This is a genomic window from Bacillus sp. FSL K6-2944 (assembly GCF_038005385.1).
Lineage (GTDB): Bacteria > Bacillota > Bacilli > Bacillales > Bacillaceae_G > Bacillus_A > Bacillus_A cereus.
On record NZ_JBBOTE010000001.1, the window covers coordinates 2,521,934 to 2,536,846 of the forward strand.

The window sequence follows — 14,913 nt, forward strand, 5'->3', positions numbered from 1 at the left end:
TGTTTTTATCTCGCAATTTAAGAATATATACTACTCATTTACAATAAAAGTATATACATCATCATAAATACAGCCATTTACTTTAATCACATACTTCCCAGGTTTATTAAAACTAATTGTGTATTTATTTAACTGAATTGCTTCTTTATCTCCAGAAAGAATATCAATGCTTCTGCCACTTAATACATACAATTCATTTAGATTCATCGTTACATCAATTGTATTGAAATTTTCTACTTTCACTTGCTGTGCTTCCGCAACGCTTACACTTGGTTCTAAAAACAGTAATCCACTTAATCCAATCGTCCCCGCTAAAGCAACTCCCGCAAACTTTTTAATCTGTTTCATTACAATGACCTCCTTATAGATTTTACGTAAAGGCAATGTCCTCCCTTACACCACAAAGCCTATATGTAATGAAATGAAAAGTAAACGGGGACTGTAAGACAAAATTCTACATCTTTTTCTCCTATTGAATATAAATCCAACGTTTGGAATTTTGACACATTTAAAATTGTTTCCCTAAACCAATTTCTCCATAATTTATTCAAAGACTGAATAATTACTTATTTATTTAACATTCTAACAATAGTTGATAAAGATGCTTTCTATTCAAAAAAAGACTTTGCTATAAAAGTAACTTTTACAACAAAATCCATGCAACTAATTTTATTCAGCTTTCCATAATCTCTCTACATTCATTAATTGTTCTTCTTTAAATTCCATCTTATATATATCCGGTTTTGACGTATTCATTAAAAATTCAAAACCATATTGTTTATCAAAATAGTTCATCATTAATGTCATGACAAGCCCATGTGTACCAATTACAATTTTGCATCCTCGAAAATCCATTAAGATTTCTTTTAATACTTTCACTACTCTTCTCTGGCAATCTGCATATGACTCTCCTTCCGTTCGTGCAAAGTCCGGATTAGAGAACATCTTCTGTACAAGTGGATACACCTCTTTGTCTGATATAACCTGATCCTCACTTGAAAACATACACTCTTTAAGATTTTCATATACTACTATTTCTTTTTCATGGAAATTAGCTGACTCCTCTATCGTTAGCATAGCCCGATTATAAGGACTGGAAATAAAAGTATCAATCCTCTCCGCTTTTAATATGTCAGTTACTCTACGGGCATCCATATGTCCCCTCTCAGTTAATCCACGCATTCTTTCATTTCCTTCTAGTTTTGGTGATTCACCATGTCTAACCATATAAATATATGTGCTCATAATTTCTCCTTAAAATTTTTTATAAAGTGAAACTTTAATCAGCCCTCACTAATCGGGCTGCCCGGCAAATAGCGAGATAAGTTAATAAATCACGTTCATTTATCCCATTTCAACACTTAGGGGTAATACTAAAATACTTTATAAACTGTGCTGATTTGTTCGTCTAATCCATTCTCCTACTAAACTCTCAAATAATTCAGGCTGCTCAATTTGCAAATTATGCCCTGCCATATCTAACACTGCTAATGTTGCCCTTGGATATTCTTCAATAATTTCTATAATATTTTGATAACCTACTGATATATCTTGTCTTCCAGTCAGTAAAAGAACGGGATTTTCATATTTTTCATGCTGAAAATCCATAGTAAGAGAGTAATTCTTTTGCAACCTTTCAATAAATTCATAATTAGCAACATCTAACCCAGGCTTAATTTCTTCTTTAAATCGCTTATATGTATATTCATTTGCTATTACAGCTAACTCACAAAACTCCTCTCTTTCTGTGGAAGTGAGCGTATTTAAAAATTCCTCATCTTGTACAATTACCTGTTTATCTGGAAGAATCCTTTTTTCTGGCTCCGCTACAACAACAGGACATACTAATAGTAATCCGCTAACTCTCTCAAACATCTTTGCAAGTATACCTTTGGCTAAATAGCCTCCATATGATTCTCCTACCAATAAAAATTTTTCAGTAGAAATGATTTCCTCAATAAATGTGATAAGCACTTCTACTATACGATCTGAACTATTTATCCAATTTGGAGCATTCGATTTTCCCATTCCAGGTAAATCAATATATATTCGCTTATAACCTTCATATTTCTGAAATACTGATTCCATACATTTCATCATTAACCTATGGTCAGGGGCGCAGCCATGTATGATAATGACCGGTTTACCCTCTCCCACAATTTCATAGTATATTTCTGCATCTTTAATTCGATATATCATAAAAAAGCCTCCCTATTTAGTGGCAATACTATTCCACTCTGTAAGAATACACGTTCTTATTTTATATCTTTTCTCAACATTTTCACAAATATTAATCTTCAGATTAAAAATAAAAAGCTCACCAAAAAAAGATACTCATCATTTTATATGCAATTTTGCATCTCCACTTACAAATCACTAAAAAAACTTTACAATTCAAAGGATGACTAAATATACAATTTCTATTTAAAGTCTTGATACAGTCTATACTATCAACCGCAATATTTTTTCAATCTTAAGAATACTTACACTCTTTAACACTTTCCTTATAAACATGATTTTTATAAGGAAATCTGATACAATTCTTAAATAATATTATTATGTATAGATATAACGAACATAGTGCATAATTAAAGAAGGTGATTTCATTGAAATTAAATAAAAATTTACAATTATGTATATTAATCGGAACATTAATATGCTATTCAATCTATTTTATGTTTTTCTATCTGTTCCCTACTCATTTTTCAAATTCAGATGTACGCTTCGCTTCACTTGTCGTTGAAGCCATTACATTTGTATCACTGATTTACTCTATATATTCTAAAAAAGTCAGTTCAAATCCGTTTTGGATATGTATTACAATAGCAATTGGTAGTTTTTTATTAGGGAAAATAGTATATACATATCAAGATAGCTTCTTCGAAATTCCAATACATCGTTTTACGGTTTCTGATGTATTTTACATGTTTTTTCTATTTTTCTGTCTTATCGCTTTCTGCTATAAAATCTTAAAGGAATGCAATAAATGGGAAAAAGCGTTCTTTATTTGTGATATATGCATAGTGCTTACTTCCATATTTACATTAGAATGGTATTTATTTAATCAACCAAATTTAAATATATTCGCTCTTTCACTAGGAGATGTTTTCCTTTCATTTTTATACCCAATTGCAGATTTATTATTTCTACTGCTAGGTGTTAGTCTCTTTTTCCGTCCAACAATTTTTAATTCCAAACGGAAAATTTATATCTTTATTTTTGTATTAATAAGTTCTGCAACTTTTAACTATATTTATTTTTACTTAAATAACCACTTATCAACTGAAACGATAATATTATTACGTCTTTTATATAGAATACCTATATTACTTATTGCAATAGCTGGCTCTATTTCAGAAGATCATAATAGCCATAGAAATTATTTCCTTGTCAACCCTATAATAGGAAAAAAAGCTTTAGTTGTATTTCCCTATCTTGCTGTTGCAATACTAATCGGGTTTACATTAAAAGAACAAACATCATCTTCAACTCTCATTACAGGAAATTGTATTACTTTTATTTTCGTACTCATTCGTCATTCTATCGTACGTATGCAAAACAATTCCTTAACAAAACGTTTGCAGGCATTTAATGCCCAACTAGAAGAAAAAGTTACTTTACGGACTTCTGATTTAGTTCATAAATCAGAGGCTCTTTCTCAAAAACAGCAAAAGTTTAAATCATTATATGAATATCATCCTGACCCTATTTTCACCATTGATTTAAATGGAATATTCTTAAATGTAAATAAGGCTGGGAGTGTACTACTTGGAGCACCAACAGATGAGTTACTCGGTGAAACTTGTTTTTCGATTATTTTAGATGAAGATAAGCATAAGCTAGCATTGGCGTTAGAGAAAGTGAAACAACAAGAATCGGCATCCTTACAACTTAGTTCTCAATATAAAGATGGCTTTACTTATTTTTTATACGTTACAATCATTCCTATTATAATAGACGGACAAATTTCAGGAAGCTATATTATGGTGAAAGATATTACTGCACTAAAAAAACAGCAAGAAGAAATAAAATATTTAGCATTCCATGACACTGTAACGAAAATTGGTAACCGTGCCTTTTTCCATAAGAAATTAAAGAGAGTTATAAAAAATGCTGAAATAACAGAAAGCGAGTTTGCATTATTATATTTAGATTTAGATCGCTTTAAAGCAATTAACGATACACTTGGACATTCATCAGGAGACTACATATTAGAAGAAGTAGCAAAGCGCTTCCAATCATGTCTTCCATCACATACTCATCTTTCAAGAATCGGTGGCGATGAATTTACAATCATAATTGAAAACTATACTGACGAAGATTACTTATTCCAATTATGTAACCAATTATTTAAATGCATGAAAAAGTCATTTATCATACATGAGCATAAATTAACTTTATCACTGAGTATCGGCATCGCTATTTATCCACATTCCGGAATCGATACCGCTACACTTCTGAAAAACGCTAATGTTGCAATGTATGATGCAAAAGCAAAAGAACTTAACTCTGTATCTATTTATGACGATGTAATCGCTAAAAAAATTGAAAGACGATTGCGATTAGAAAAAGATTTACCAAACGCACTACAAAATGAAGAATTGTTCCTTTTGTATCAACCTCAAGTTGATAGTGAATCTAATAAAATTATCGGTGCAGAAGCTTTAATTAGGTGGAATCATCCTGAATTAGGTATTATTTCTCCATACGAGTTTATTCCGATTGCAGAAGAAACACTACAAATTATTTCAATAGGTAAATGGACATTAGAGCAGGCTTGTAAACAAATGAAACGTTGGCACGCACTCGGATATTCACATTTAAAAATAGGTGTAAATTTATCTGCTAAGGAATTTGAACAAGAGGATTTTGTAAAATCTATTTCTTCTACTTTAACAAATACAGGTTTACCAGCAAGCTCTCTTGATCTTGAATTAACAGAGCGAATTGCAATGATGGATGAGCGAGAAACATTGATAAAACTGCGTACACTAAAAAGTTTAGGGATTCACATTTCTATCGACGATTTTGGTACAGGTTATTCTTCGCTAGCCTACTTACCTTTGTATCCAATTGATACGTTAAAAATCCCGAGAGAATTTATTACAATGTCTGAAACATGTGATGATGGAATGGAAATTATTAAAACGATCATCACATTAGCAAATACATTAGGAATGTCTGTCATTGCTGAAGGTGTAGAAACGAAAGAGCACGTAAATTTCCTTCAAAAAAATAAATGTCAGTTTATTCAAGGTTATTATTACAGTAAACCTATTCATATTCATGCATTTACTGAGCTATTAGAAAACGGCATTCACCCATAGTACATAACTAATTAGAACAAATATAGCAAAAAGGAAAGAAGATACCTTCTTTCCTTTTGTTTTTCTATTTACATTTCTATTACTTCACCACTTCATTTATTATATCTATTATTTGATGAATTCCCTCATCATTTGTTTTCTTATATCCATTCATGTTTTGAATATATTTCTCCTTATTTGTATACAACTTATTTACTGCATGTATAAATGTATTCGTACTTACTCTGTCTTGGAGTATAACTTCAGCATATCCTTGCCGTGAAAAATATTCAGCATTTAAAACTTGATCTCCCCTACTGGAACTGTTAGTTAACGGGATAAGCAACATCGGTTTCTTCAAAAATAACAATTCAGAAATAGCAGTAGAACCCGCTCTGGAAACTACAACACTTGCCATATTTAGTATATGCGGCAACTCGTCGCCTATATATTCAAATTGCATATACCCCTCCATGCCAATAGATGGGTCTACCTTTCCTTTACCACATATATGAATAATATTAAAGTTTAATAGTATTGTATCTAAACATTCCCTTACCATATCATTTATCCACTTAGCACCTTGACTCCCACCCATAATTAATAATACTGGTTTATCTTGCTGAAATTCACAATATCTTCTTCCTCGTAATACGTTACCCTTCTCAATTTCTTCCCTTACAATTGGTCCTACATAAACCTTCTTCTCATTACTTACATTTTCTCCTGTCTGAGGAAATGTTGTGCATAGCTTTGTAGCAAAAGGTAATGCTATTTTATTGGCAAGCCCTAATGTGCTATCTGGTTCACGTATAATTATAGGCACACGATTTAACCATGCTCCTATAGCTACAGGAACTGAAACAAATCCTCCTGCTGAAAAGATAACGTCAGGCTTTGTTTTCTTAATTAAATTATAACTTTGTAAACAACCGCGTATAATTTTAAAAGGATCTTTAAAATTCTCCCAATCCCAATATCTCCTAAGCTTTCCCGTTGAAACACTATTGTATTTAACATTTTGCACTAATGATTTTTCAATTCCATTTTTGGATCCAATATACTCGACTCTCCAGCCTTTCTCTATAAATTTAGGAATTAATACAATATTAATCATAACGTGTCCGGCTGTACCGCCCCCAGTAAAAAGAATCGTTTTGCTCATAACTTATACCCACCTTTATTATTAAAAATCTAGCTTTCTCTTTACCTTTTAAATGTAAATAAACTTATTATTTTTTATATAAATCTTTAACTCCACCTCTATATCTTGTAAAAGATCGTTAATGAGTTCATAAAAATCATTTCCATACTCACTACACTCGTATTGAGCAAAGATTTGAATCACATATCTAGTTTCCGTCTCTAATGCTGACTTTATTCGATTAACCCTTTTTTCTTCTACATACGCTTGATATTTATGTATTGCCTCATAAATAAGCAATACATGCGCTTCTTCATCTCTCCAGTCCAGCGTATCAACAATTGAAAGAAATAGCGTATTTTGATTATCTATTACTTCATAATCATTCATATATTTCTTACACCCTTTTTTGTTTTTCATTGCACGCAGATGTCACTACACTTCGCATACTCAAGTACATCTTTTAATGATTGATGAAATTCAATTTCTGGGATCCAACCTAAATTTTTTATTTCCTCTGTTGCTAAACTCTCATTTGAGTCGCTCCCACTTTTCTCTGTTTCCTCTATAAAAAAATTTAGCTGTGTTAATTCTTTATATTGTTCTAGTACATCTAATAAAGATCGTTTTACTCCTGATCCGATATTATATTGTTTTCCATTTATTCCATCTCGTAATAACACATGATACGCTTTGACCGCATCACGTACATCTAGAAAATCTCTACTATCTTTCAAACTGTTTACTTCGATAATAGCCTTACTTCTACCTGATTCTATATCTATTATTTTCTTTGCGAGAATCGAACAAATACCATTCGATACCCCTGGACCAATTAAGTTTGAGGGCTTTGCAATGATAATATTTGAATCCATTAATCCTCCCCAAGCCTCTGCAATAATGACTTGCATCGTTTTACTTAAACCATATGGATTTGAAATTTTCATTTCGTTCATACTATCTGCTTGCAAAGCAGATCCTATAACTAATGTTCTACAATGCGAGGCTTCTTGCTTAATTGCTTCTAATAAATATAACGTTCCTATTACATTAATCTCTATATACTCAAGAGCAGCTGTCCAAGATTCTATAACCGAATTCCTTCCCGCTAAATGCAATACGTAGTCTGGCTTTATTTGTTTCATTACCTTCATTACTTCGCTCTTATTAGTTAAATTACACGTAATACCATTTCTAATTTTTTCTCTATGTGCACGATTTTGAAACATAGGAATTACATGAAAGCCCTGCTCTAAAAAATAGTGGCAAGCATGGCGGCCTGTGAAACCATTTGCACCAGTTATTAAAAGGCTCGCATTTTTTTTCATCGCAAAAACCCTCCTTTTAATAGCATTTGTTTCACCTCATGTTTTGCAAGTAAATCTTGTTGAGAACTAAAACTCTTCACATCCACTAGCGGATAGCTAGAATAATATTCTTGAAGTCCTTCGATAGGAATCGTCGGTAGTACCACAAAATAATTTTGATCAAAACTTATACTTGTTTTACTCTCTACCTCAGATAGAAGCATTTCACTTAATTTTTCACCCGGTCTTATCCCTACCTCTTTCACCTTAATATTTTCTTTTTTTGAATCTTCAATTAATATTTCCGCTAAATCTGTTATTTTACATGCCGGCATTTTCATAACAAAGATTTCCCCGCCTCTACCTTGAGATACGGCTTTAAATAACAATCCAACAGCATCTTCAACTGTTAAGAAAAATCTAGTCATATTCGCATCGGTAATCCCTACTTCTGAAGATCTTTTAATTTGTTGTTTAAAAAGCGGTACTACACTTCCACTCGTTCCTAAAACATTTCCACCACGAACACAAATGAATTTTGTTTTCTTCGTTTGTATATTCGCATGAACCATTAATTTTTCACCAATTGCTTTTGTCATCCCATACGTATTTGATGGATCAGCTGCTTTATCCGTTGAAACATATATAACTTTTTCAACTTGCATCTGTGTAGAGGCTTCAATTACATTTTGCGTACCATGTATGTTAGTTTTTATAGCTTCATAAGGATAATACTCACATACTGGAACGTGTTTTAAAGCTGCAAGATGGAATACATAATGTACACCTTGGCATGCATAGACTAGTTGATCTTTATCACGAATATCTCCAATAATAAATTTTAGCCTATGATCATTTATAAACTGTTGCTGCATTTCAAACTGAACCGTTTCATTTCTTGAAAAAACTCTAATTTCTTTCGGTGATTTTTCTAATAGTTGTTTTATAAGTTCATGCCCCCACGAACCTGTACCACCAGTAATTAAAATTATTTTATTTAACATTCCTTTTCCTCCTACGAAACATCTCAATTTAAATAATATTTATTGAATTATTTTCAATTGATTCAAATCATAATCGTCGTTTGTTACATTTAATTGACAAAATAAAAAAACAGAAACTATTAAACTTAGTTTCTGTTTTTCATTTCACCTCACAACAGTAAGATTTTCCATACTGTTTGCATGATAAATAAATTCCTTGTAAAAAAACACCGCTCATTTATTTCTTATACTCGTAATAAAATAAATAGAATGATTCATAGCCAATAATCATGTTTAAATTTATGAAAAAGGGAGGTAACGGAATGGACCGAAGCAATTCAAATCATACATATAACGGACCTTCCAAAGCACTGCCTCTCTCCCTATTCGACGTAAAAAATGAATTAAAACAAAAAAGCAAGCTTATTCCTTCTGACACCATGTATAAATTAACGAAAGAAGAACAACTCATCATCAACAAAATTAAAATACAAACAGAACAACTAAATAAAAATAATGTTACAAGAACACGCGCATACTACCAATTTTACATTCAATATCCAGAAATACATTGGGCACTGCTTGGACATATGGTATCACGTAACGGCGGTTGGAATATGACTGATTTAAAGGGGGATTTATATACGAGAATTTTATCAGAGAAAGATCAATTCATATTTTTTTCTTTTTTAGAAAAAGGGAATTGGCTTATTTTCCAAGATGTATACCCTCAATTTTTACTTTACGAACAAAGTGTAAAGAGATCACAAAAGTTATTTCACCTTCTCCCTCACCTAAATGTTTCTACATTTATGGAAACGATGTGGCACCATTTTTGGAAAACAGGTAACAAAAAAACTTTAGCGATTGCCACTATTATTAATGAACAAAACTACTTAGAAAAAAGAGTGATTCAAAATGTACAATTTAAAAAGACTGTACTAAATAGTATTGGATTTAAACTCTTTGATTTCTTTCAGTTTAATCATATTCTTTTCCCATTCTACGAAAATGATAAGAAACAAAAAGTATTACTATTTGGTGATACAATGAAACATTTCACTTCCTTACATGAACGGATATTAATTGGAAAAAGATTGTACTCATTATTATTTCGAGATACACATGTTTTATCTCAAATAATAAGCTGGGCTCAACACCATCCACATACAGGATCAAGGAAAGATTACTGGCCCCATTTATTTTCAAGTGTAAATGAATCTTTTTCCCGTGAGTTTTATAAGCGCCGAATAAAGAAATGCCAGTTACGAAATGGCGCTTATCGCATATACAGCCCTGCACTCATCTATGCATGGCGAGATATGAAGCATGAAGAAGTTGACAGTGAAGATTGGTTTACCGATTGGCAAGTTGTAAATTACTTAGTTGATAAGGAGGAAAATATAAATGGACAAATTACAGAAGACTACTGCAAAACACTCGAAAAAATTGAACTCGCCATTCTCGCAAAGAAAAATATCCTCCTCCGAGAAGAAGAATGAGTTTCTAGCATTAGTAGTTACAATCTTTCTCTCTTCTATTATTGGAACTTGCTTAGATGCCTTTTTTGTTCATAAACAAATATATTCCTTTCCGGCTAGGCCCTTCTCATCCACATTTTCGGTTAATATAGCTTTTACATTGTTCGTACTGCCGATTTTAACAGTTATCTTTATACACATTTCAAAAAAATTATCTAAAGTTTCTAGAATTTTATTTATTATTTCAATCGGTATTTGTGCTAGCCTTTTTGAACAGATTGCTGAAAGTTTAGGTTTATTTGTACATAACGCGAATTGGAACCATACATATTCTTTATTTGGTTATATGATTTTTCATTCTTTTATTTGGAACGTATATAATTGGATAAAAAAATAAAGAGACCATTATAGGTCCCTTCTTAAGCATACTCTTCCGTTATTGCTAATGGTGCCAATGTTTGAAGGCTTTTAGAGCGTAAACGATAGGCAACGACTTTCTTCTTATATTGCTTAATGACATCAACATGTTCTTCATAGCTATATAGCGAAAATCTAATCTCTTTATTCCCTTTCTTCGTATCAATGACTATGGGTGTCCCTTCTCCGTGCGGCGGGAAATAATGTTTATCTAAAAACAAAGCCTCATTAAATTCATGAATAACTTGTAGTTTCATTTCTCCCTCTATATTTTTTCCATCTATCGATATAGAAGTATTTTCCGCCTCAAGCTTTTGATGCAATTCAAATTTACTAATAATTGATTCCACAACAGAAGTGGGCATGCTAGAAACTAATACTTTAATAGCTCCAAAAACAAATAATGTAACTATAAACCATGTTGTCATTGTTATCATCTCCATTACATTTAAAAAATAAATTTCGTTCCATACGGTATTAGTATACTAATGAGTATTCCAGTTACAATCATCGTTACCGAACCGATTGTCGCCTCTTTCTCGCCTTCCTTCACGAGACGGCTCACACCGATAATATGTGATGCACAGCCCATTCCAACTCCTTTTCCAATCGTACTTGTTATACTGAAAAACTTAAGTACTGTTGGTCCGATAATAGCGCCTGTTATTCCTGCAACAACTACAAAACTAGAAGTCATAGATGGAATACCACCAATTTGATCCGCTAATGATAGGGCAATAGGCATCGTTGCTAACTGTGGTAAAGTAGTTAATATAAGTTCCTTATCTATATTTAAAATTCCGCCAATCACTACATTCATACTCGTTACAGCCACTATACCTATCACTACTCCAATAAGTATCGATAAAAAATTTTTCATAAGTATCTTTCGCTCTTTAAATAGAGGTATGGCTAATGCTACAATTGCAGGGCTCAATAAGCTTGAAAGAATGTCTCCTCCATTTTCCCTATACTCATGATGAGAAATACCAAAAATGAAAAATAAACAAATCATAATTGCCGTAACTGTTAACACCGGTAACGTAAATGCAAACGTAAATTTTTTATATAGCTTTGTCGCCAAGAAATAAATTGCTACAGTAATAATAATTAAGACCATTTGAATCGTGCACCTTGTCGATTTTATTTTTTTGTTGTTATTAATAATTGACTTATATACCCTGAAACAATCAAAGTTACTACAGTACTTGCAACTACTAAAAGGAATATAATACTCTCCTTACTGAAAAGAAAAGACCCGTATTCCATGAGCCCTGTTGTCGAAGGGATTAAAAATAACGGTAAAAATACGATTAACTTTTCCGCACCTAACTCAAACCATTTTAACGGTAAAACGCGAGTGGAAAGGAGCAGGAACAGTATTAACATCCCTATTAAACTTCCTGGCATTGATAGATGGAATACTCCTTGAATCCACGTACCCACTAGGCTAAATACATATAGCACGCCTACTTGAAGTAAAAGCGTCACGTACTTCATTTCTTTCCCTCATTTCACTATCACACATCCATATTATGAAATCTCATTTAGCGTGTCGGCAAACCGTTTAATTCCAAGTTGAATTTGTTCTATATTCGCTCTACCAAACGTAAATCGTATATATTCATTTTTCGAACCTAAAACACTGCCCGGAACAAATGCGACACCATTCTGTATAGATTCACCTAATAAGTGATATTCATCAAACTTTCCTTTCACTTTACACCATACATGTATTCCACCCTCTGGCACGAAACATTCAACTCGGTCTCCCAATGTTCCTTCAAGCTCTGCAATTAATACATCTCTTCTTTGCTTCAATTGTCCACGAAGTATCGTAATATGTTTATGGAAATCCTTTGATTCTAAAAATTGATTTGCTACCCACTGCGTAAATACACTATGGCCAAAATCAACTTGTTGCTTTGCATCTGCTAAACGCTCAATTACACGTGTAGGACCAATTATCCATCCAATACGTAATCCTGATGCAACAATTTTTGATAATGAACTTATATAAAGAACATTTCCATTTTGGTCCATTGATTTTAATGTCGGGTTCACTTCTCCATTAAAAGAGATTAAACTATACGGATCATCTTCTACAATTGGTATACCGAACTCAGAAGACAGTTCTAAAATTTTTTTACGTCTCGCTAATGAAAGCACAGTCCCCGTCGGATTCTGATAATCTGGATTCAAAAACACCATACGAATGCGATGCTTTTTGTGCAAATCGATTAAGTCATCTGGATTCATTCCATGCTCATCAACAGGTAAATGAAATATGTTCAAACCGGCCGATTTAAACATTGGAAGCGAAAAACAATACGAAGGATCTTCAATCGCGATCGCATCACCAGGTTTTAATAAACATTGAACGATAAGATTAAGCGCCTGTTGTGCTCCTGACGTAATAAGAATAGAGCTTGAATCTGCTTCAATTTGTTTATATTGCTGAACATGTGCTGCAATTGTTTTTCTCAACATCTCATTTCCAAGTGGATGATCATAACCGAGGTTTTCCATAAATGTTTTCTCCGACAAAATTGTTCGAAATCTATCACTTGGAATTAATTCTGGTGACAGTTCACCGCTTGCTAAATTAATTAAATCATCTTTTTGTGTTTCCGTTCGAATTTGTTGAACGAGTGGTACGTTAGGTAAGAACGATCCATCCTCCACGTACCTACCCCAGTTCGGTATTCGTTTATGTGAGACACCCCATATGTCTGTATTGACCCGTGTTCCGCTTCCCTTTTGCCGTTCTACTACTCCAAGTGATTTTAATTCTTCATACGCAGCTACTATTGTACTCCGGTTCACCTGTAATTCCTTTGCTAACATACGCTCAGAAGGTAACTTACTATCAGAAGGAAATTCACCTGAAGAAATGCCTCTTTCAATATAATCCGCAATTTGTTTATATACAGGTGTCTTATCTGCACGATTTGGTTTCCATTCCATCTAGTTTCCTCCTTTCAAAACGAACTATCCTCATTTTTTACTAACAGTATTCACCGTAAAAATAGTATTAATTAGTCACATTTTCTTATCCGTAAATGGATATATCCAAAATGGTTCTCTTTCTGATTACTCAATAGCTTCTGAAATTCCAACTTCATACTCTCATTTCAGTTCTTTTACAAACTATTAAATCATTACCGCGTACCATGTTACCCCGGCCAGTAGAACAAAAAGAAGAAGAATATAGATTGCAGATAAGTTTTTCACATTTCTTTTTGTAGACTTACCGTAATTCTCCTCCACGTTTCTTGCAACTAGTACAGTCCCAAATAGCGATACAATTACAATAATAACGACTAGTGAAATTGCAAAATTCATTGTCTTTTCACCTCTCTAAGACCCATCTATTTTAATTAAAGAACTTACATAAAAACCTTCCTCTTTAAAACGTTGATAACATACTACCTTTCTTCTCTTATCATAATAGATGTTTGCAAAAAGCGGACCAACCACTTTCATGTTTTTTTGCTCATCCACTTAAAAAATAAAAAGCAACTGATCACTTAGGACCAGTTGCTTTTTTCAAACGATAATTTTTCATTTAAAATTAATTCGATTTAAAAGTTTCGCCTTTTCATAATGAAACATCGACTGAGATAACTCAAAAATTGTTCCATTTACAAGATACACTGTATTTTCAATAAGAAGCGCCGGATCACCTTCATTTAATTCTAAAAGCTGTGCATTTTCTTTATTTACTTTTTCACAACTAATAACTTTATCAGCAAAACCAATATTTAATCGTAAATCTTCAATGAAATAACTGTATACAGAGCTTAATGCTATTTCTTCGTTCAAATATGGAATAATATCCTTTTTGAAATAACTTACTTCAATAGAGAATGGTTTAGCATCTACAATTCTTAAGCGCTTCAAAAAATACAACCTAGTTCCAGCTTCGCATTGCATCCGCTTTGCTATCTCTTCGTCCGCATCTATTACTTCCAGCTCTAACACTTTCGTTTCAATATTTTGTGAAACAAGATTTTTCGTTAATCCACGTAAACTTCCTAAATTAATGTAATCTGTTACAGAAGTTTCGCGTAAAAACATGCCACTACCTTGCACTTGAAAAATATAACCTCTATTCACAAGCTGACTAATTACTTTACGTATCGTATTACGGCTTACTTCAAATCGATTCATCAACGCTTCTTCTGTAGGTAGTTTTTTCGTTTCATTAAAAAGCCCATCTCGAATGTTTTGCTCTAACACATCTGCAATTTGTTTATACTTTGCACTCATACA

The 14,913-nt window shown here is 32.6% G+C and carries 16 protein-coding genes; 3 read left to right on the forward strand and 13 right to left on the reverse strand.

Annotation, left to right across the window (positions count from 1 at the left end):
- Positions 1-30: 30 nt before the first annotated feature.
- The 3 genes from MHH55_RS12735 to MHH55_RS12745 all read right to left on the reverse strand — a co-directional run bounded on the left by MHH55_RS12735 (position 31) and on the right by MHH55_RS12745 (position 2,199).
- Positions 31-348 carry a hypothetical protein gene (locus MHH55_RS12735; protein ID WP_000809495.1) on the reverse strand — a complete coding sequence of 106 codons (318 nt, stop codon included), beginning with the start codon at positions 346-348 and terminating at the stop codon, positions 31-33.
- A 321-nt stretch (positions 349-669) separates the two neighbouring features.
- Positions 670-1,245, reverse strand: a complete 576-nt coding sequence (locus MHH55_RS12740) for a histidine phosphatase family protein (protein ID WP_000109179.1) — start codon at positions 1,243-1,245, stop codon at positions 670-672.
- Between the two features lie 138 nt (positions 1,246-1,383).
- The gene (locus MHH55_RS12745) at positions 1,384-2,199 is read right to left on the reverse strand and encodes an alpha/beta fold hydrolase (protein WP_000640334.1); all 816 of its coding nucleotides are present in this window, start codon (positions 2,197-2,199) and stop codon (positions 1,384-1,386) included.
- Positions 2,200-2,606: 407 nt separating this feature from the next.
- Between MHH55_RS12745 and MHH55_RS12750 the strand changes: the two genes are divergently transcribed.
- Positions 2,607-5,327, forward strand: a complete 2,721-nt coding sequence (locus MHH55_RS12750) for a sensor domain-containing protein (protein ID WP_000773561.1) — start codon at positions 2,607-2,609, stop codon at positions 5,325-5,327.
- 79 nt (positions 5,328-5,406) lie between these two features.
- Here MHH55_RS12750 and MHH55_RS12755 read toward each other — a convergent pair whose 3' ends face one another.
- Genes MHH55_RS12755 through MHH55_RS12770 form a run of 4 tightly spaced genes read right to left on the reverse strand, consistent with a single transcriptional unit; the run spans position 5,407 to position 8,761 of the window.
- Complete coding sequence (locus tag MHH55_RS12755) at positions 5,407-6,471, reverse strand: undecaprenyldiphospho-muramoylpentapeptide beta-N-acetylglucosaminyltransferase (protein ID WP_000047562.1); 1,065 nt, start codon at positions 6,469-6,471, stop codon at positions 5,407-5,409.
- Between the two features lie 48 nt (positions 6,472-6,519).
- Entirely contained in the window at positions 6,520-6,870 is a 351-nt protein-coding gene (locus MHH55_RS12760; protein WP_002182924.1) for a DUF6572 domain-containing protein, read from the reverse strand.
- The gene (locus tag MHH55_RS12765) at positions 6,867-7,778 is read right to left on the reverse strand and encodes an NAD-dependent epimerase/dehydratase family protein (RefSeq protein WP_000739076.1); all 912 of its coding nucleotides are present in this window, start codon (positions 7,776-7,778) and stop codon (positions 6,867-6,869) included. Before MHH55_RS12765 ends, MHH55_RS12760 begins: the two co-directional genes overlap by 4 nt.
- Entirely contained in the window at positions 7,775-8,761 is a 987-nt protein-coding gene (locus MHH55_RS12770; protein ID WP_000932613.1) for a UDP-N-acetylglucosamine 4,6-dehydratase family protein, read from the reverse strand. The genes MHH55_RS12765 and MHH55_RS12770 overlap by 4 nt, the downstream gene beginning before the upstream one ends.
- Before the next feature lie 302 nt (positions 8,762-9,063).
- Here MHH55_RS12770 and MHH55_RS12775 point away from each other — a divergent pair, with 302 nt between their 5' ends.
- Positions 9,064-10,242, forward strand: coding sequence for a DUF2515 domain-containing protein (locus tag MHH55_RS12775; RefSeq protein ID WP_000376158.1), 1,179 nt, complete (start codon positions 9,064-9,066; stop codon positions 10,240-10,242).
- Positions 10,217-10,618, forward strand: a complete 402-nt coding sequence (locus tag MHH55_RS12780) for a CBO0543 family protein (RefSeq protein WP_033687074.1) — start codon at positions 10,217-10,219, stop codon at positions 10,616-10,618. Before MHH55_RS12775 ends, MHH55_RS12780 begins: the two co-directional genes overlap by 26 nt.
- Positions 10,619-10,640: 22 nt before the next feature.
- Here MHH55_RS12780 and MHH55_RS12785 read toward each other — a convergent pair whose 3' ends face one another.
- From MHH55_RS12785 to MHH55_RS12810, 6 genes are all read right to left on the reverse strand, one after another.
- Positions 10,641-11,066, reverse strand: coding sequence for a YfmQ family protein (locus tag MHH55_RS12785; RefSeq protein WP_000214634.1), 426 nt, complete (start codon positions 11,064-11,066; stop codon positions 10,641-10,643).
- 20 nt (positions 11,067-11,086) lie between these two features.
- On the reverse strand, positions 11,087-11,758 hold the full coding sequence (locus MHH55_RS12790; RefSeq protein ID WP_000242939.1) for an LrgB family protein: 672 nt from the start codon (positions 11,756-11,758) through the stop codon (positions 11,087-11,089).
- A 23-nt stretch (positions 11,759-11,781) separates the two neighbouring features.
- On the reverse strand, positions 11,782-12,138 hold the full coding sequence (locus MHH55_RS12795; RefSeq protein ID WP_000878488.1) for a CidA/LrgA family holin-like protein: 357 nt from the start codon (positions 12,136-12,138) through the stop codon (positions 11,782-11,784).
- A gap of 33 nt (positions 12,139-12,171) precedes the next feature.
- A complete protein-coding gene (gene pdxR / locus MHH55_RS12800; protein ID WP_000454965.1) occupies positions 12,172-13,605 on the reverse strand; it encodes a MocR-like pyridoxine biosynthesis transcription factor PdxR in 1,434 nt (477 codons plus the stop codon).
- A 186-nt stretch (positions 13,606-13,791) separates the two neighbouring features.
- Positions 13,792-13,983 (reverse strand): hypothetical protein, encoded by a 192-nt coding sequence (locus tag MHH55_RS12805; protein ID WP_001008261.1) that lies wholly within the window; start codon positions 13,981-13,983, stop codon positions 13,792-13,794.
- Positions 13,984-14,202: 219 nt separating this feature from the next.
- Positions 14,203-14,910 (reverse strand): GntR family transcriptional regulator, encoded by a 708-nt coding sequence (locus MHH55_RS12810; RefSeq protein ID WP_001274912.1) that lies wholly within the window; start codon positions 14,908-14,910, stop codon positions 14,203-14,205.
- Positions 14,911-14,913 lie beyond the last annotated feature (3 nt).